This window comes from candidate division TA06 bacterium B3_TA06 (assembly GCA_005223075.1).
Classification (GTDB): domain Bacteria; phylum Hydrothermota; class Tepidihabitantia; order B3-TA06; family B3-TA06; genus B3-TA06.
On the sequence record NJBO01000005.1, the window covers coordinates 62915 to 82431 of the forward strand.

General features: G+C 53.1%; 15 protein-coding genes and 1 pseudogene (1 of these 16 cut by a window edge). All 16 read left to right on the forward strand.

Annotated features, from left to right (window positions below; translation table 11 throughout):
• A pseudogene (locus CEE36_04495) lies at positions 1 to 110 on the forward strand (hypothetical protein); it begins 949 nt to the left of the window's first position.
• Positions 85 to 1278: a hypothetical protein gene (locus tag CEE36_04500; GenBank protein TKJ43298.1), complete on the forward strand. Its 1194-nt coding sequence runs from the start codon at positions 85 to 87 to the stop codon at positions 1276 to 1278. The pseudogene CEE36_04495 and the gene CEE36_04500 overlap by 26 nt, the downstream one beginning before the upstream one ends.
• Positions 1278 to 2054, forward strand: coding sequence for a hypothetical protein (locus CEE36_04505; GenBank protein ID TKJ43299.1), 777 nt, complete (start codon positions 1278 to 1280; stop codon positions 2052 to 2054). Before CEE36_04500 ends, CEE36_04505 begins: the two co-directional genes overlap by 1 nt.
• Positions 2055 to 2088: 34 nt before the next feature.
• Positions 2089 to 2847, forward strand: a complete 759-nt coding sequence (locus CEE36_04510; protein ID TKJ43300.1) for a hypothetical protein — start codon at positions 2089 to 2091, stop codon at positions 2845 to 2847.
• A gap of 101 nt (positions 2848 to 2948) precedes the next feature.
• Positions 2949 to 3836 (forward strand): bifunctional methylenetetrahydrofolate dehydrogenase/methenyltetrahydrofolate cyclohydrolase, encoded by an 888-nt coding sequence (locus CEE36_04515; protein ID TKJ43301.1) that lies wholly within the window; start codon positions 2949 to 2951, stop codon positions 3834 to 3836.
• A gap of 40 nt (positions 3837 to 3876) precedes the next feature.
• The gene (locus tag CEE36_04520; GenBank protein ID TKJ43302.1) at positions 3877 to 4743 is read left to right on the forward strand and encodes a hypothetical protein; all 867 of its coding nucleotides are present in this window, start codon (positions 3877 to 3879) and stop codon (positions 4741 to 4743) included.
• Entirely contained in the window at positions 4740 to 6608 is a 1869-nt protein-coding gene (dxs, locus tag CEE36_04525) for a 1-deoxy-D-xylulose-5-phosphate synthase (protein ID TKJ43303.1), read from the forward strand. The genes CEE36_04520 and dxs overlap by 4 nt, the downstream gene beginning before the upstream one ends.
• Complete coding sequence (locus CEE36_04530; GenBank protein TKJ43304.1) at positions 6593 to 12487, forward strand: hypothetical protein; 5895 nt, start codon at positions 6593 to 6595, stop codon at positions 12485 to 12487. The genes dxs and CEE36_04530 overlap by 16 nt, the downstream gene beginning before the upstream one ends.
• The gene (locus CEE36_04535; GenBank protein ID TKJ43305.1) at positions 12487 to 12816 is read left to right on the forward strand and encodes a hypothetical protein; all 330 of its coding nucleotides are present in this window, start codon (positions 12487 to 12489) and stop codon (positions 12814 to 12816) included. The genes CEE36_04530 and CEE36_04535 overlap by 1 nt, the downstream gene beginning before the upstream one ends.
• Positions 12816 to 13229, forward strand: a complete 414-nt coding sequence (locus CEE36_04540) for a Holliday junction resolvase RuvX (protein ID TKJ43306.1) — start codon at positions 12816 to 12818, stop codon at positions 13227 to 13229. The genes CEE36_04535 and CEE36_04540 overlap by 1 nt, the downstream gene beginning before the upstream one ends.
• Positions 13156 to 14220 carry a hypothetical protein gene (locus tag CEE36_04545; protein ID TKJ43307.1) on the forward strand — a complete coding sequence of 355 codons (1065 nt, stop codon included), beginning with the start codon at positions 13156 to 13158 and terminating at the stop codon, positions 14218 to 14220. The genes CEE36_04540 and CEE36_04545 overlap by 74 nt, the downstream gene beginning before the upstream one ends.
• A complete protein-coding gene (buk, locus tag CEE36_04550) occupies positions 14210 to 15283 on the forward strand; it encodes a butyrate kinase (GenBank protein ID TKJ43308.1) in 1074 nt (357 codons plus the stop codon). The genes CEE36_04545 and buk overlap by 11 nt, the downstream gene beginning before the upstream one ends.
• The gene (gene iorA, locus CEE36_04555; protein ID TKJ43309.1) at positions 15276 to 17036 is read left to right on the forward strand and encodes an indolepyruvate ferredoxin oxidoreductase subunit alpha; all 1761 of its coding nucleotides are present in this window, start codon (positions 15276 to 15278) and stop codon (positions 17034 to 17036) included. The genes buk and iorA overlap by 8 nt, the downstream gene beginning before the upstream one ends.
• Positions 17017 to 17607, forward strand: coding sequence for an indolepyruvate oxidoreductase subunit beta (locus CEE36_04560; protein TKJ43310.1), 591 nt, complete (start codon positions 17017 to 17019; stop codon positions 17605 to 17607). The genes iorA and CEE36_04560 overlap by 20 nt, the downstream gene beginning before the upstream one ends.
• Positions 17608 to 17737: 130 nt before the next feature.
• Positions 17738 to 18472, forward strand: coding sequence for an NAD-dependent protein deacylase (locus CEE36_04565; GenBank protein TKJ43311.1), 735 nt, complete (start codon positions 17738 to 17740; stop codon positions 18470 to 18472).
• Entirely contained in the window at positions 18459 to 19409 is a 951-nt protein-coding gene (locus tag CEE36_04570) for a radical SAM protein (protein ID TKJ43312.1), read from the forward strand. The genes CEE36_04565 and CEE36_04570 overlap by 14 nt, the downstream gene beginning before the upstream one ends.
• Positions 19410 to 19517 lie beyond the last annotated feature (108 nt).

Here is a 19517-nt window from a genome sequence, read left to right on the forward strand (position 1 = left end):
CTTATAACCCTGAGGTTGATCCAGGAGCTTGGGGACCCGTCGATTGCCAAGGTGTGGATCGGCTGGAGCGGCTATCAAGCCCAGATGCAGTTCAGCGACATCCTCTCTGACACCAATCGCATCGATGACCTCTCGCTACGCTCCATGCTCGTGCGGGCAGGGGAGACATCCACCTTTGAGGCGGGTAGTGAGGTGAGTTACACGAGGTTCATCTACAAGACCGACGCCGAACCCTTTGCCACCTATAACATCGAGGGTCGGCCGCTTTATTCTTCCCTGTATCTCTCCTGGCGCTACAAGCCGCTGCCTGTATTCCTATTCCAGGCAGGCGGACGCCTAAGTCTCTACTACGGATCGTATCCTGACACCCTGCGGGATTCGCTTACAGGTGACGTTCTGGGTGTTGATACCCTGATAAGGCGTGATCTTCAACCCGAACTGAGGCTCTCAGCCAAGTACTTCCTCACCGCGGACGACGCCTTCAACCTCTCGGTGGGGAACTTCTACCAGAACCTTGCGATGATCATGCCGCAGGGAGGACGCATACCCACAAACTTCTGGATACCGGTGTTCGGCAAGTACGAACCCCAGCAGGCGATCCACCTAATCGCAGGATACGAGCACCTGTTTGCCGACGGTTCACGTGCAAGGATCGAGCCTTACTACAAACACTACCCTTATCTCCTGGTCTTCAACGAGGAGTTGGACATTGCGGACGCGACCGGGAACATCTTCACCCCTGGTGCAGGCCGCGCCTGGGGGGCCGACTTCAGCATTGAAAAGGCATCAGGCAATCTTACCGGCTGGATATCCTACTCGCTTGCGTTCAGCCGGTTTATATCCGACACGCTTGAGTTCTACACGAACTTTGACCGCCGCCACAACCTGAATGTCCTGGGTACTTACGACTTGGGCAAGAATTGGCGTGTAAATGCGCATCTTACCTTTGCCAGCGGCATGCCCTACGCCGGAACCCTTGGCCGCTACAGGATGTGGTACTGGGACACTGTTCGTCAGGAGTGGCGCTACCGGTGGATGACCATCGAAGCGGATCGCAACAGCCTGCGGTTTCCTGCCTATCACCGGCTGGACATCGGCGCAAGCAAAGCCTGGGAGTTCCGCTGGGGGACCCTGACCGTCCGCGCCGACATAATCAACCTTTACAACCACAAGAACGTCATGCTTTATTACTACGATTTATCTAATGAACCACCGGTGCAGCGGAGTGTGAACATGATTCCTTTCTTTCCATCTGTTGGGGTAGAGGCGAGGTTCTGATGAAGAGGTTGCTTCTTTTGGGTCTGACTTTGTTGTTATTTGCCAGATGTGAGTCGAGCGAAGATTACATTTTTGAATCCCAGCCGAACATCCTTGCCTTGATGCGGATAAAGGGAATTGAGCATTCTTATCAATACTCTGAGCAGGTTATTACCGTGAATCAGAGTTATGATATTAAGGATACAGTTAATCAATATGGTGTTAGAGGTGCACAGGTTACAGTGTGGGGTGAGGATGGATCCTTCTTTTTCTTTTCATGGCGTTCCCCTGAAGAAGACTATCGTACTAAAGCCAATTTCAACGATACAACTCTCTATCACCTGGAAGTTGCCTTACCCTGGGATGATACCGTAACTGCCGAGGCTTATATGCCTTCGCCTATTCAAATCTCTTCACCCGCGGACTCGGATACGGTTTCCATCTCGGCAGAGCCCTACGATCCGCATGTCATTACCTGGAACTCGTGCAAGAACACCGAGCTTTACGCCCTTTACTGCATCCCTGACGTGGATGACTCACTCTACAAGAACTACCCGAATTTCCTGTTCTTTCCGTCCTTTACCAACGACACGAGCTATGCGTTTTTCCTCCAGCGTGCGTTAGCCCCCTGGATTTATGATGAATACTACGTCCTGCGGGTGATGGCCGTAAGCCCTGAATATGCAGCCTACATGGGGTTCTTCGGCCCTGGCGAAGTCTATAGCAACCTTTCGGCTGGCTACGGCATGTTCGGCGGCATAGCCGAGGACTCGGTGCGGGTATATATTGTGGAGTAAGGGGAGCATGAGGTCAAGGCAATTTCTGTTACTGATGACAATTTTTCTTCTTCAATGCCAGGATTACAAGCAGGAGTTTGAGCCGGAGCCGAACATCTTTGCGGTGATGAAGATCAGCAGTCCTAAGTATGATTATCAAGAGATCTTGGTTGACCAGACCTATGATATAAAAGATACTTTGGAAAGTCCTGAGTTCTTTGAAGATGTGATCGGTGTTACAGGAGCGAAGGTGACTGTGTGCGGTCTCGACGACACCTTCTACTTTGAAGAAGCCCCTTGGGGATTGGATCAGCCTGGCCATTATTTTACTCTTTATCAATCGCCTCTATTCAATGACACCACTCTCTACACCCTAGAGGTCCATCTTCCCTGGGGAGATACGGTAACCGGCCAGGCCTTTATGCCTACCCCGCTTGAGATAATCTGGCCTGAGGAAAGAACATATGAAACCATCTCCATCTCCGCAGAGCTTCGAGATTCCCACCGTATCTCGTGGAATTCCTGTAACAATGTCAGCAAATATGTAATCTATTGCGAGCCATATTTCGGCCTTATCTCGGAAGGGATGTATTTCCCTTCGTTTACCGGAGATACCTCTTATGCGTTTTTTGCTGAACGCAACGTTTGGCCTTGGTCTTTCGGCAAAGAGTACGAGTTGATAGTAGTGGGTATAACCCCGGAATACGACCGGTATACCTACTCCTCCAATCCTGGAAAAAGCAACCTTTCATCCGGTTACGGGTTGTTCGGAGGGGTTACTTTGGACACCAGGCTTATATACATCGTAGAATGATCGATTAATATTAGCCTCAGAGAGCGATTTATCTTGAGAGGAGTGGGAAAATTAAGTATTATTGCGGCTTGACAAGCCAAGCCTCGCCGCTACAATAAACTATGTCAATGATACTCGACGGGAAGAAAGTGGCTGCCGAGAAGCGGGGACTCCTTAAAGCCAGGATAGAGGAACTCGGGGCTAAGGGGGTGACCCCGCAGCTTGCATTCCTTTCGGTGGGTGCAGATGAGGCCTCTCTTTCCTACCAGCGTTCCCAGGAGCGTGCCTGCAAGAAGGTGGGTATAGTTACCAGTCCTATCAACCTTCCTGCCGATGTCTCCGAAGACGAGTTGCTCAACACCCTCTTCGATCTCAACGAGGATAACAATGTTCACGGGATACTCATTACCCTGCCTCTACCCAAGGGGATAGACGAGGAACGCATACTTGGGGCTATCGAACCCACCAAGGATGTGGATTGCCTGAGTCCCATAAACCGAGGCCGTCTGGCTTTTGGCAAGTCTACATTTCTGCCAGCCACACCCGCGGGTATCGTCTCACTGCTTGAGGCATACGAGATTTCACTTACCGGCAAGCACGTCGTCATATTGGGTCGAGGCAAGGCGGTTGGTTGGCCACTGGCACAGATCCTTCTGCGCAAGACCAAGATGGGCAACGCCACCGTTACCGTCTGTCATTCACGCTCAAGCGATCTTGCCAAATATACCCGTAACGCAGATATAGTAGTTGCGGCGATCGGAAAGGCGCGTTTTGTAGGCCCTGAATTCGTACATGCCGATCAAGTAGTCGTAGATGCAGGTATCAACGGTGAAGATACGCCTGAAGGGTGGAAGATGGTTGGGGATGTTGACTTTGGGCGCGTTTCGGATATAGTTAACGCTATAACACCGGTTCCAGGCGGGGTCGGGCCTATGACCGTGGCTATGCTTCTCGCAAACGTAACCGCCGCGGCAGAAAGGAGACTTATAGAGAACGATACTCGTGGATGAGTGAACCGATCAATCATTTAGTGGTGAGGAAGGAGGTAAGGTGGATCTGGCCGCTTTAATAGAGGGGAAGTGTCGGACTATCGAGGCGGCACTTGAGCAATATCTCCCCGATGACGGGCACACGCTTACCGAAGCGATGCGCTACAGCCTGTTCGCAGGCGGCAAGCGGTTAAGGCCGATACTTGCGCTTCTCGCTTATGAGGCGGCCGGGGGGAAAGAGGCGGATAGAATTCTTCCCGCTGCATGCGCTTTAGAGTATGTCCATACATTTACCCTGATCCACGATGATCTGCCCTCGATGGACGACGACGACTTCCGCAGGGGTAAGCCCTCCAACCACAAGGTATTTGGTGAGGGCATGGCGGTTCTGGCAGGCGACGCCTTGATGATTGACGGCCTTGGTCTGATGGCGCGTTCAACTGCCCGTCCCGATTTAGTCAATCGTGTTTTGGCCGAGTTCAGCCGTATCCTGGGGGCTCGAGGTGTTACCAGAGGGCAGGCGGATGACCTCTACGGTGGTGAGGTAAACCCCAAATTCCTGCGTCATATCCATCTTCGCAAGACCGCACTTTTTATATCGTTCACCATGCGTTTGGGTGCGATTCTTGCCGGGGCGCAAGACGAGCTCATTGATTCCTTAGGTTGGGCCGGGATACTGGCCGGGATGGGATTCCAGGTGCGCGACGACGTGCTTGACGTAACCAGCTCCCTCAAGGAGCTGGGTAAGACCCCGGGGAAGGACGAGGCGGAAGACAAGCTCACCTACCCGATCCTATACGGAGTCGAGCGTTCAGAACACATCGCAATAGGTTATGCCCGCCGCGCAAGACGGATATTTGCTGATTTGGGTTCCGCGTGGTCCCGGCTTGCAGACCTTGTGGATTATCTCGTGGACAGGCGCAGATGAGTATCCTGGGTAGGATAGATTCACCCGCCGAGATCAAGGATTTGAAGCTTGCCGAGCTCAAGCAACTGGCCCACGAGGTGCGCCAGCGGATACTTGAGGTTACCAGCCGCAGGGGGGGCCACGTTGCCCCCAATCTGGGAACGGTAGAGTTAACCATCGCCATGCATTACGTGCTCGATGCCCCTGAGGATAGGATCATCTGGGATGTTGGGCATCAATGCTATACCCACAAGCTTTTAACAGGCAGGCGCGAGCGCTTCGATACGCTACGCCAGTATAAAGGCGTAAGCGGGTTTCCCAGACGAGAAGAAAGCATCTACGACGTATTCAATACCGGCCATGCGGGAACCTCAATCTCCGCCGCTTTCGGTCTGGCAAAGGCTCGTGATATGAGGGGCGAGGATTTCAAGGTGGTTGCTGTAGTCGGTGACGGCGCCATAATCTCCGGCATGGCCCTGGAGGCGCTCAATCATCTGGGAGATTCTCAGACGAATCTTTTGGTTGTTCTTAACGATAACGCGATGTCCATCGCCCGCAACCCTGGTGCGCTCTCCACATATCTTAACCGTTTAATAACAACCAAGTTATACCAGAGTCTTCGCGCAAGGGTGTGGAACTTTCTTGGGCGTTCCTTCCGCACCCGAGGTGACTACTTTCGCGGCTGGGCAAGGCGTTTGGAGAGTGCGTTTAAAGGCGTTCTTACTCCTGGAGCACTCTTTGAAGACCTGGGGTTCCACTATTTTGGGCCTATCGACGGCCATAATCTCAAAGAGTTGATTCGCTACTTCGAACGCATGAAGGAGATTCCCGGGCCGGTGTTGCTCCATGTAGGGACAGAGAAAGGGCATGGATTCAAGGGAGCGACCGATAATCCGGAAGTCTTCCACGGAGTAGGACCTTTCGATCCCAAATCATGCCTCGTTGCTCAAAGCAAAGCTCAGAGTTACTCCAACTTCTTTGGTTGTATCCTTACCGAGTTTGCGAAAGACGATCCACGAATAGTTGCCATCACCGCTGGAATGGCCCTCGGAACCGGTCTTACTGAGTTTCGCGAGCAGTTTCCGGACCGCTTCTTCGACTTCGGGATAAATGAGGAGCACTGTGCCACCTTTGCAGCTGGCCTAACCCTACGCGGTATGAAACCGGTTTATGCTGTCTACTCGACTTTTCTTCAACGGGCCTTTGATCAGATCATACACGACGTTGCCCTTCAGAACCTTCCGGTTGTGTTTGCCATAGATCGAAGCGGTGTGGTTGGGGCGGACGGTCCAACTCACCATGGGGTATTTGATCTCTCCTACCTGCGTATGATCCCCAACATGATCGTTGCCGCCCCGAAGGATGAGGCCGAACTGCGGGACCTTCTCTATACCGCCCTTGGCTACGAGGAAGGCCCCTTCGCCATCCGCTATCCCCGCTCGAATGTCGTAGGGGTAGGGGTGCCGTCACAGCCAAGAGAGGTCCCGATAGGCTCTTGGGAGAAACTTGTAGAGGGTAAGAAGGTCGCGATACTTGCGACGGGTACAGGGGTGCAAATGGCTGCCAAGACTCTAAAACTTCTTGGCAAGAGATGCCCTACACTCGTGAACGCAAGATTCATAAAGCCTTTGGACGAGAAGTTACTCGAAGAGATCGTCAAAAGGCACAGCGCGATTGTGACCGTGGAGGAGAACGCCCTTGCAGGAGGTTTTGGCTCGGCTGTTCTCGAGTGGTTACATGATCACAAGGCTGGTATCCCTGTAGAGCGCATCGGGTTGCCGGATCGCTTCATAGAGCACGGGTCGCAAGAAAGGCTATTAGCAGAATGCGGAGTGAGCGTTGAGGGGATCGCTCGCACGGTGCGCAGGGTGTGGCAGGCAAGATGAGTCTAATTTTGGCGTTCCTCATCATCGTGCAGACCGACGAGATCCGCGAGTCCGGTTATGGGCTGGAGATTCGTCCGGTGGTCGATTATGAGGCGGGACTGGTTTACTACGAGGAGTGGGTGGACTCGGTGTATCTGGGGGTGGAGGCTGTCCAGACGCTTGATGAGTATCTTGCATCTATGGAGCGAGGTCTCTCGTTTGAGAAGTTTAAGAAGCGTCTGCGCGAGCTGGCAGCTGAGAGCGAAACCAGGGGGGTTGAGGGGATTATACCGGACATAAAGATCCAGATAGGGAAGGAACGAACCGACGTTCAGGTAAGCGGCCAGGACAGGATTACCATGGGTTCATCGGCCTCCTTCTACAAGGAGCGATATCTTTTTGAAGAGGAGGAGAAACCCAACTTCCTATCCGGAATCAAGTTGGAGCAGGAGCTTGACGTTTCCGTAAAAGGGGTGATTGCACGAAAGACCGAGGTGGTGATAGATCATACCTCAGGAGGAAGCGAGCTTACCGATAAGAACAAGGTGCGCATCGCCTATACCGGTGACGAGGACGAGATCGTAAAAAGGATAGAGGCGGGTGATGTTGCCCTGAACCTGCCCTCGCACCAGTCCCTTCCGGCTCACCAGGGGCTTTTCGGTATCAACACCCAGGCGAAACTCGGCCCGGTTGATCTTTACGCGGTGGCTTCTCGTGAACAGACAAAATCAGGCACCAAGGAGTTCACAGGCAAATCCGAGTCGCAACAGGGCGAAATTCAGGACCGAGACTTTATACAACGCCGCTACTTCTACGTTTTCCATGCGGGGCTGCGCGACACCGTGAACCAGACGGGTATAAAGAACAACTTCCGGGTCTATCTTGATGATGGAACCGGTAGGGTACCTGAGAATCGGCAGGGATGGCCTGGTTCGGCATGGCTGTATCCCAACGATACGACTATCAGGAATGAGGTGCAAGAGAATAAAAACTTCTATCTGCTTATCGGCGGTGCTGATTATGAGCTGCGACAGTATCGGGAAGGTTGGGTTATCGAGCTTAAGAAAAGCGGTGTGCTTGCAGTGGCTTGTAAGAACTCTTCAGGGGTTACCTACGGTCGGATAGATACAATTCATGTTTCAGACACGACCGACAGTGTCGTAGCGAATCTTTTGCTTGTATGGCCCAAGAACCCTGATACCGATAGCAAGTGCTGGACGAACATGCGCCGCAATCATTACAACCTGCCTGGGAAGCTGTGGGTCGACGAGATCAAGGTTGAGGTTTACCATCTGGATCACGGGGTGTGGGTTCCGAGGGACAGCAAGGGGAACCGCTACTCCCACCTGCTCGGTCTTACCACAAACAACAGCACAAACATACACGAGCTCACCCCGGACGAGCAGCGCCTGGGAGAGTTGATCTTTGATGACCTCTATCCCTTTACTTCTTCTGCGCTTGGGTCGGATACCGTTCACGAGATATATTGGACGAGAAACCTGGGCCCCGAGCACGGTGGCGTTTATAAGATAGCGTATGAGTATGAATCGCTTGTCCAGAGCTATACACTTGATCCTTTTATAGAGAAGAACAGCGTAGAGGTCTGGGTGAACGGCGAGAAGCTCGATTCCACCCTGTACAACGTTGACTACACTACCGGGACAGTTACTATTCTTAAGGCGATCCAGAAAACCGATGAACTCAAGATAACCTATGAGACCAAGGAGATTCTTGCGCTTGACCGCAAGTCTCTTCTGGGCCTCAGGGCTGAGAGTGAAGTCGCAGAGGGGGTCAAGTTGGGAGGAAGCCTCCTTTTCCGCAAGGTAGGCTACTCGATTGAAGGCAGGCCTGTGCTTGGTCTTGAGCCCTTCTCCCGCACCATAGGGGAACTTGACCTTGCCGTTGAGCGCAAGCTGGGGTTTCTTACACGCTGGATTGACCGCTTACCGTTGGTTTCCACGGAGGCCCCTTCACAGTTTAATCTAAACGTCAACTCGGCGATATCCATGCCCAACCCTAATACACATAAGTCTGGATCTGTGTGGCTTGACGACTTCGAGAGCACAAGAGAGACTCGTGCCGTGGGGCTGAGTACCCCTGCCGATTGGTATACGACCAGCCTTCCTCTTGATGAGGAGACGAAGCTGCCGCTCGATACGGCTTACTACTCACGCAGACGCCCCCGCTGGCGCCTGCAGGATATCCCGGACGTGAGGTATGAGATATACGCAGAAGAGACCCCGGTAGGTCAGCTGCCGCAGCAGGGCAGCGCCCTGAAGATTACCTGGGACCCGCAAAGGGATACTTCTCACTGGACAGGCATAATAGGTTCAACATACGGCCGACTGCCTCTGGATATCAGCGAGGCCGAGAACCTTGAGGTTATCATAAAGACCGGAAGCGCCGGCGGCAGGATACACTTTGAGTTCGGTTCAGAGATCGACGAGGACCAACTCAGGCGGAACAAGAGCGGTGAACTGGTTGGGCTGGGTTATCTGAACAAAGAAGATAGAGACAACAACAACGAGTACAGCAACGATGAGGATACAGGTCTGGACGGGGTTGCGGGCGTGGATTCACTCGAGGTATCCGGTGACGATGCCAACGACGATTACAGCTCGGGTTCGAATCCGAATGGAACCGAACGCAATGGACGTCTGGATTCCGAGGACCTTTTGCGTGACGGTTTCAGCCGCAGCAACGACTACTATTCATTTACCCTTGATCTTAGAGATACCGCGTTCTTTTCCGAGTATGTTGACAACCTGGGGGAGAGGGGTTGGATTAAGGTAAGTGTGCCTCTGGGTGATACGTTTTTCCATGATACGTCCGGCTCGCCGGACAAGTCTGCGATCTCGATGTTCAGGATCTGGTTTGACGGGATGGATGATGATATCGAGATACTCTTGTACTCCTGGGATTTCGTGGGCAACAAGTGGAAAGACGCGAAGGTCTTCAGTCTTGACTCCACCGAGGTCGATACTTTGAGCGAGCGGGTATTTATAGACGTTATCGGTTCCCGAAGTGCAGGCTACACCCGGCCTTTTAAAGCTGGCAAGACAGCCACCGGAGAGACGGAAGAGGATAACTCGCTTCAGGTAAGGTATGAAAACATTGCCCCTTCGCACGGCGCAAAGGTATCTCGCTGGGATTACACCGCCGAGGACTTTCGAGGCTATCAAAGGGTTAAGCTTTACGTGCATAACGATGCGAACGATCCTTTATTCTACCTGCGCATAGGCACTGATTCCATGAGCTACTACGAGGTGCGCAGCCGCATCTCTGAGGGCCAGGCGCCCGGCCAGGCAGAAGATACCCGGTGGCAGGAGTTTACCTTTGAGCTTGAGGACCTTGCCAAGCTGAAGGTTGATTTCTACGACAGCCTTCGTTATCGTGATTCGCTGAAGTTAGGGGTTACCTCTGAGGACGACCCTCGGCTTCGTGTCCGCGGCGTTCCATCCTTTGCACAGATCAAGTACTTCGAGTTGGGTATAATCAACGAACGGGGTTCGGAGTCTATTACAGGCGAGATATGGTTCAACGACATCCGTCTTGAGGGACCATACAGTGAGGTGGGCACGAAGCTTTCGGCGAACAGCAGTCTGGTTCTGGCGGATGTGGGCCGGGTTTCAGCCAACTACAGCCGCGACGATGGTAAGTTTATTGACTTTATAAGTCCGCAGGGTCCCCGCACGAGAGGAAAAACCCACAGGGCAGGCGTAAGCGGAAACGTAAACGTCGAGAAGTTCGGTCTTGACCGCCTGGGCTTCAAGCTGCCCTTGAACTTTGGTTATTCCCTGACGCGCTCCATGCCGCGCTACTCTGCGGAGGTCACCGACTACATACTCGATGGGGAGGAGCTTGAGGTTCGTGAGGAGCGCAGCGACGTCAAGACCCTTTCCTTCTCAGCCTCACATCCACAATCCAAATCCAGACTCCTGAAGTATACCCTCGATGCAGTCAGGGCCTCGGCAAACTACAAGGTAAGTGCTTCAAATACCAACGCCGGGCTTGCGAAGGATACGTCCTTTACCCAGAACTACGCGGCCTCCTACTCCATTAACCCGGACCTTTACTTCACCATCTTCGAGAAGGAGAAGATTCGTTACTTCCCCAACTCAATCAGTCTCTCGGCGAACTTCGACAAACTCAACTCATCCTCGGAATATCGCAGCACCGTGGACGATACGGCAAGATGGTATCCAACCAAGTCAAACAACTCCTCCCTGAGTTGGGGCGCAGGGACCTCCTATTCACCGATCAAATATCTTCCCATTACAGCCAACTACTCTGAGGCGAGGTCTCTTAAAGGCGATTCAATCAAGCCGGATATTCGGTTGGATGATCTTTTCGATTCCGAATACGCCGTCAGAAACACATCGCTTTCAAGCGGTATCAAGAATATAAATCTTAGATCTTTTGGTCGGCCTTCGATCTCTGTATCCAGTTCGTTTACGGAGGATCGTTCAGAAGGTATCCATGAGCAGTTTGTCAATCTAGGTTATGAGTCCGAGACCGTTCGCAACCTCACCAACAATGGGAGAATAACCTTCGCCTGGAGCGGCTTCAACCCCAACGGGCTTATTACCGATGCCAAGAGCAAGGTTGAGAAGAACTTAAGGGAGGTAAAGGAGCAGCTAAGAGAATCGGGCAGAGATTCATTGAAGGATGCTGAAGAACCGAGGGACTCGTTGCCTCCGGATACGCTGGATTCCCCGCCTCCTGACAGCTTGCCTAGAGACACCTTGTCCGTCGACACCTTGCCACCGGACACCTTATCCACAGATACCCTGCCTCCTGACTCGGTTGCTGAAGAACCGCAGAGGAAGCTCTCGCCCGAGGAAAAGCTATACGAGGAACGTCTCTCACGCTTGGAGACCATAGGCAAGGTCACCAAGATCTTGATGCCTCTGAGTGCAGACGCGACCTTTAGCCGCTCCTCCGGCTATGGATGGTATACCGGTGATTTCGATTGGAGCAAGGAGTGGGACTATATTGTTGGTTTAAGTGACGTTATTGTGAGCGACTCCGTGGATACATTGTATAGCCATAGCCAGCCTAAGGCAAGCAGGGGGTGGAGCCAGTCATATAAAGCAAGCTCTGGCGTATCCTTGTTTGGATTGGTTGCAAACGGAAGTGTGAGCTACACCTACTCGGAGAATACCCAGTATTCAGGAAGGCTCGCTTACAACAACTCCTGGACTTTGCCTTCGGTCTCGGTTTCATACAACAAGATCGGGGAGCTTCTCAAGAAGTGGGCCAACTCTTCTCAGTTACGCATGAGTGTTTCTCACATCCTCACCCAGAAAGGCGAGATCTACGATTCTCTCGGCGTAGACACCATTTTGCCTACAGAGGAGTATCCTGACACCACATACAGAGACTACTCTGTCCAGGTGAAGGACACATACGAGACCTCAACTCAGCTTAACTTCTCGCCGCTTCTCGCCTGGAGCACCTCATGGAAAGGACGTGTGAACACCGACGTTTCGGTCAACTACAGCATCGGAGAAAACAACAATACCTACGGTGGGCAGGACGTTACCAGTGAGATGATCTCCAAGGGCGGCTTGCTCTCAGTGGGCTATACCTTTAACAAACCTTCGGGTTTCAAGCTTCCGTTCCTTAAACATCTCAAGTTCAAGAACGATCTGAGCTTAACCGGAACCATTAACTATAACGAAACACTCACCCGCTCCACTCTACGCTTGGACACTACCGGTAACAAGAAAGATTTGAAAAATACAACCACCTCGGGGACCGTTCATGCGCAATACACCTTTTCTGACGCCTTTGACGGCGGTGCCGACTTTACGGTTACCAAGTTCACCGATTCGGATAAATCAATAAACGACCGCACCGACGTAAAGTTGGACGTCTTCGTGGTCTTCAGGTTCTGATGATGAAGAGAGTTTCGCGTGAAGGGGTAGTGCTTGTTATTCTTGCGACAGTCCTTGGGGTAGGAATATTGATCGGTGTGGTTCGTCATGGTGCCCGCTCGGAGATAAAACTTGAGGCTGTCTCGCATGCACCGATGAGGATCCATCTAAACCAGGCAACTGCAGAAGACCTCTCCCGGCTTCCAGGCATCGGCCCCGAACTCGCTTCACGGATCATTCTCTATCGAGAGGAGCATGGGGATTTCCTGCACCCCGATAGCCTTTTGAACGTGCGCGGGATAGGCGAGGCAAAACTACGAGAGATCAAGCCCTACCTGGAGGTTCCCTGATGGGGCGCGTGATGGCGATTGATCTGGGTAAAAAACGTGTGGGCGTGGCTTTTTCGGATGAGCAGGCTCTTATGTGCGTGGATGCGTTGGCTTTTGAGGTCCGTGACGATCGTGATCTTATGAGAAAGATAGAAAAACTGGTAGCAGGGCGGGATGTTGCAGAGATTGTGGTTGGTTACCCGATAAACCTCAACTGTGAACGCACCGAGACTACCCGTTGGGCCGAGAGGATATACACACTCCTGCGGGAACGCTATCACTTCCCGGTAAACCTGCTGGATGAACGCATGACCACCGCACTTGCCGAGCGGTTCGTGCCTGTAAAAGAACGAAAGAGGGATAAATCCAAGGTGGACGCTGTTGCTGCATCTTTACTCTTGGCCGACTACCTCAGGAGGCGCTCTGAAACGTAACCTTGTGCTTGCACTGCTCACCCTTTTGCTGCTGTTGCCTTTTTGTAAGAAGAAGGAACCCGAGGAGTCGATCGGGGAGGTGTTCTTCGAGGTCAAGGCAGGTGAGTCCACCTCACGGATAGCCATGAGGCTTGACTCCCTTGATATCATCTCACACCCCAGACTCTTCGTGATAAGTGCAAAGCTCAAAGGGCTTGATAGAAGCCTGCAGCAAGGGGTGTACCGTCTGCATACCAACATGAGTGAGGATTCGGTTCTTCTTATGCTTTCTCGAGGTGCGATTGCAACCGTTGCGGTTACCATACCCGAGGGTTTGAGGCTTAGAGATATCGCTTCCCGGCTTACCAAGGCCGGTGTGGTGAATCAGGATACATTCCTTGCGCTCTGTAGGGATAAAAAACTTCTTTTGGAGTTCAACATACCCTTTGGGTCATTCGAGGGGTTGCTTTTCCCTGATACGTACAGCTTTCCCTTAGGCATCTTGCCCGGGGATGTGTTACGGGTAGGCATCTTGCCTGAGGATGTGTTACGGGTCATGGTGCGGCGCTTCTTTGAGGTTGCAGAGCCGATGCTTCGGGAGGTTCCTCTGGATACCCTCCTTATCCTTGCCTCGATCGTTGAGCGCGAAGCCTATCTTGAAGAGGAAAGGCCTGTGATCGCTTCGGTTTTCTTGAATCGGTTGAAGGAAGATTTACCCCTTGAGAGCTGCGCCACTATCGAGTACGCGCTGCCTCGCCACAAAGAACGCTTGACATACGCCGATTTACGGATACCCTCACCTTACAACACGTACATAAACACGGGGCTGCCGCCCGGTCCTATCTGCTCGCCGGGCAAGGCCTCGCTTGAAGCGGTTGCAAATCCCAAGAAAACGAAGTATCTTTACTTCGTTTCGAAGGGGGACGGTTCGCACCACTTTTCCGAGACCGCTTCCGAGCATGAGCAGATGAAGCGCAAGCTTAACAAAGAAAGGAGCCGGAATGGGGCATAGGATCCTTGCCTTAAATCCGGGAGGAGGCTCAACCAAGGTGGCACTTTACGAGGACTCAAAGGCAATCCACGAAGACAAGATCCGTCATCCAGCAGATGAGATCGCCGGGTTCGCGTCCACCTTAGAACAACTCGATTACAGGCGCGAAGCGATCGATTCACTCCTTGATGCGTGGAAGGTAGATAAAACAACGTTTTCCGCGGTTGTGGGCCGTGGAGGGCCGTTCAAGCCTCTTGTTTCAGGCACCTACCGGGTGAACGAGCGGATGCTTTCAGATATCCGCGAAGGCCGGGTGGCAGCGGATCATCCCTCAAACCTGGGAGCGCTACTGGCCGCAGAGATCGCATCACCTTTGGGGATACCTGCGTTCATAGTTGATCCTGTTTCGGTGGATGAGTTCATCCCTGAGTCCCGCATCTCAGGCCTGCCTGATATCGAACGGCGTTCCCTATCTCACGCCTTAAACATGAAGATGGTGGGCCGCAAGGCGGCGGCCAAGCTGGGCAAGCGATATCAGGACCTCAGCCTGGTCATCGCCCATCTCGGGACCGGAATCTCCATAGGTGCGCACCGCAAGGGCCGACAGATAGACGTCAACAACGCAAACGACGGCGGACCCATGTCCCCACAGCGTACCGGTTACCTTCCAGTTACCCAGCTAGTCAAGCTCTGCTTCTCTGGTTTCTACGACGAAAAAGCCCTGAAGAAGAAGATCACCAAGGAAGGCGGATTACTTGCTTACCTCGGATCAGATGATATATCACCACTTTATCGTAAAGCTGAAGCGGGTGATGAAAAGGTTGGGCTGGTCCTTCGTGCCATGGTCCAGCAGATAGCCAAGGAGATTGCGGCACAGTCTGCTGTCCTGGATGGGGAGCTTGATGCTATTGTTCTTACCGGGGGAATGGCGTATGAACCCAATCTTATAGAAGCGATCAAGCGCAAGATTTCGTTTATTACCCCGAACATTCTAGTCTTCCCGGGCGAGGATGAGCTTGAGGCGCTCGCCTTGGGCGCTCTGCGTGTCCTCACCGGAGAAGAGGAGGCCATGACGTATGAGTGAGAAGAAGTTCCTATCCGGAGACGAAGCGGTTGCGCAGGGAGCCTGGGAGGCAGGCTGTCATGTAGCGGCATCGTATCCTGGAACACCGGCTACCGAGATACTTGAGGCTGTAGCCACCTACCCGGAGATCTACTGCGAGTGGTCGGTAAACGAGAAGGTGGCCTACGAGGTGGTGCTTGGTGCATCCATGGGCGGTGCCCGCGCTTTATACGCGTCCAAGCACGTCGGTTTGAACGTAGCCGCCGACCCCTTCTTCTCATCGGCATACATCGGCTCACGCGGCGGCCTGGTGGTGGTTACCGCAGACGATCCTTCCATGCACTCCTCCCAGAACGAGCAGGACAACCGCTACTACGGCATCGCGGCCAAGGTGCCTGTGCTTTCCCCATCTGACAGCCAGGAGTGCAAAGACTTCACCAAGCTTGCCTTCGAGATATCGGAGCGTTTCAACATACCGGTTATCGTTCGGTTAACCACCAGAACCTCACACGCCAACGGCGTGGTGACCTGCGAGGACAGAGTCGAAGTCCCGGTCAAGGGCTACGAGAAGAACATCCAGAAAAACCTTATACTGCCCATGTTTGCCCGTAAGCTGCACGTATCACTTGAGGAACGCATGCTGGCTCTCAAGGAGTTTTCAGAAACCAGCGATATTAATCGAGTTGAAAAAGGGGAGGAGGGCGTGGGCGTTATCGCCGACGGCGTAGCCTACACCTATGCCAAGGAGGTCTATCCTTCCGCGTGGTTCCTGAAGCTGGGAATGATGCACCCTCTGCCTGAGAAGCTGGTGCGTGAGTTGGCCTCCAAGGTGAAAAAGATCTATGTGGTTGAAGAAAACGATCCGGTGATCGAGCAAGCGGTCAAGGCGATGGGTATTGCATGCATCGGCAAGGAAAAGGTGCCTCGTGTGCTTGAGCTTAATCCGGATCGTCTGCGCTCCGCGTTCTTCGATGAGGAGCCTGTCAAAATAGATACCGGTGACGTTCCTGCACGTCCCCCGGCCCTCTGTCCAGGTTGCACCCATCGCCCTGTGTTCCACATCCTCTCCCGATTGAAACCCGTTATCACCGGTGACATCGGCTGCTACACCTTAGGGGCGCTTCCTCCGCTTAACGCGATGGACACCTGCGTGGACATGGGTGCCTCCATTACAGTAGCCCACGGCATCCGCAAGGCGCTTGATCAGATCGAAGATGAGAAGCAAAAGCAGAAGAAGATCGTTGCGGTTATCGGCGACTCAACCTTCTACCACTCAGGCCTTACCGGGCTTGCCAACGCGGTATACAACTCCTCGCCCATCACGGTGGTGATAATGGACAACCGGATCACCGCGATGACCGGTCATCAGCAGCATCCTGGCACCGGCAAGACCCTTATGGGTGAAGAGACCACAGAGATCGACGCAGCAGAGGTTGCGCGTGCATTAGGGGTCAAACACGTATGGGTGGTTGATCCCAACAACTACAAGGAGACCAAAGAGGTGCTCAAGGAGGCGATTAGTCTTGATGAGCCCTCGGTTGTGGTCGCCAAACGAGCTTGTCCACTCTACGACCGCAGCGAGTGGCAAAAGCCCTACTGGATAAACACAGACGAATGCAACGGCTGCAAGATCTGCGTTGGCCTGGGATGTCCAGCCATCAGTTTCGACGCTGAGACTGAGAAAGCCAAGGTAACCGAGGTTCTTTGCACGGGCTGCTCGATCTGCGCCCAGGTCTGTCCGAAAGGAGCGATCCATGCCTCAGAAGACAACTAATATCTTCGTTGCCGGCGTAGGCGGCCAGGGGATTATCAAGTTCTCCAACCTTCTGTGTGAGGTTGCCATGCGTGCCGGTCTGGACGTGAAGAAGTCCGAGATCCACGGCATGGCCCAGCGCGGCGGATCGGTAACCACCCACGTTCGATTCGGCGAGAAGGTTTACTCACCCCTGATCCCCCAGGGCGGTGCCGACTTCATCTGCTCCATGGAGCACCTGGAGGCGGTTCGCCACATTGCGTTCCTAAACCGTGAGCAGGGTCGCCTCATCTACGACCCCTATGAGATCGCTCCGCCCGAGGTCTACACCGCGCAGCGCTCCTACCCCAAAGACATTGAGGAAAGACTTGCCAAGCTCGCTCCCAATCGGATAGCGCTGCCTGCGTTCGAAAACGCCTTGAAGATCGGCAATTCCCGTGCGCAGAACGTGATCATGCTGGGAGCACTCTCCACCTTCCTGCCGTTCGAGGACTCACTCTACGAGGAAGCGATCCGCGCCGGATTCAAGCCCAAGTACGTGGATATAAACATCAAGGCGTTTCACCTGGGTAAGGAACTTGCGTCACAGTGAAGAAGGAATAAAACCGCAGATTACGCAGATTATAGGATGAATCATAACCAGACTGATCAAAGGAGTCCACACTTCGTCATACCCTGCCGATTTTTACTCTGTGTCCTCTGTGGTTATTGTAAGGTAAATCATGCAGGATAAGATCACCAAGGCCCGCGATGCGATAGCGCAAGCCTCGAAGATTCTTGTGTTCACCGGAGCCGGTATCTCCAAGGAGTCAGGCGTCCCCACCTTCCGTGAGGCAGACGGATTGTGGGAAAAGTTCAAGGCCGAGGATTTTGCTACTCTGGATGCGTTCAAACGCAATCCTCGCGAGGTGTGGAAGTGGTATCGCGAGCGTCGTGCTCTGGCACTAAAGGTCAAGCCCAATCCCGGACACTACGCGGTGGCCAGTCTGGAATCCCTGCACTCCGATTTCCTGGTGGCCACCCAGAACATCGACAACCTCCACACCCGGGCTGGTTCAAAGAATGTAATAGAACTTCACGGCAACATCATGCACTCCTACTGCATGAAGTGCGGACACCTGGTGGACGAATCCGCTGGTGAACTCCCTGGTGAAGTCCCGAGTTGTCCCTGCGAGGACTGCGACGGCCTGATGCGGCCCAAGGTGGTATGGTTCGGTGAACAGCTTGACCCGCATGACCTTGAACGTTCATTCCAGTTCGTCTCGGAGTGCGACTGCTGCATAGTTATCGGCACCTCGGGTCTTGTCTATCCTGCCGCCCAGATTCCTTTCCTTGCGCGCCGCAACGATGCTACAATCATCGATGTAAATCCTGAGCCATCCGCGATTACACCGATCGCAGATTACTTCCTTGCGGGCCCTGCTGGCCAGATAATGCCTCAGCTTGTTGAAGAATAGGGGAGAAGTGCGTTACACATACGGACCCGTAGCCTCGCGCAGACTTGGGCTGTCCCTGGGCGTGGATATACTGTCCTACAAGACCTGCAGTCTTGACTGCATCTACTGCCAGCTGGGACGGACCTCGGATCTCACTATAGAACGCAAATCCTTTTTCCCCAGGGAAGAAATCCTTGCCGAAGTCGTGGAAATAGCAGCCCAGAATAACCTCGACTACGTCACATTTTCAGGCTCGGGCGAACCGACGCTCAATTCCGACATAGGCTGGCTGATCAGGGAGATCAAAAGCAAAAGCGGTAGACCGGTTGCGGTTCTTACCAACTCCACGCTTTTGTGGATGTTGGAAGTCCGTGAAGAGCTTATGGCAACAGATCTTGTTGTTCCCTCTCTCGATGCCGCCACCGAGGAGACCTGGCGCAGGCTGAACCGACCACATCCGGATCTGGAGTTCGATAAGGTTATCGAGGGTCTTGTGACCTTTGCCAACGAATACTCCGGCAATTTATGGGTTGAGATACTGCTGGTGAAGGGGGTAAACGATTCATCTGAGCACATCAAGGCATTACGTAGGGTTTTATCCCGAATGCGCTACACCAAGATTCACCTGAATACGGTGGTTCGGCCGCCGTCTGAAGGTTCTGCAGTAGCTCTTAGTTATGGGGAACTTGAGGAGATCGCCAAGCGCCTTCCTGCTGATACCGAAGCAGTGCTTCCCTTTCGTGAGAAGGTCAAGCAGATCAGCGCTCACGGCGAGGCTGAACGCATTCTTGCCGCAATTGCCCGTCGCCCCATGACTGTCGAACAGATTAAAGAGAGCCTCGGCATCACTGCAACCCGCGCGGGGATCATTCTAAGCGAGTTGATATCTAACGGCAAGGCAAAGCAAGTAACCCACGAAAATAAAGAGTTTTACGAAGCAAACCAAGAAGTTGCTTGAAGAGATAATGTGGAACAGGCTCTCCAGTCTGTTGAATAGTATCCGCAGGAACTGAACCACAGATTGAAACTCGTTTCACTCGTTTCCCTTCAGTAGAACTCCTTACGG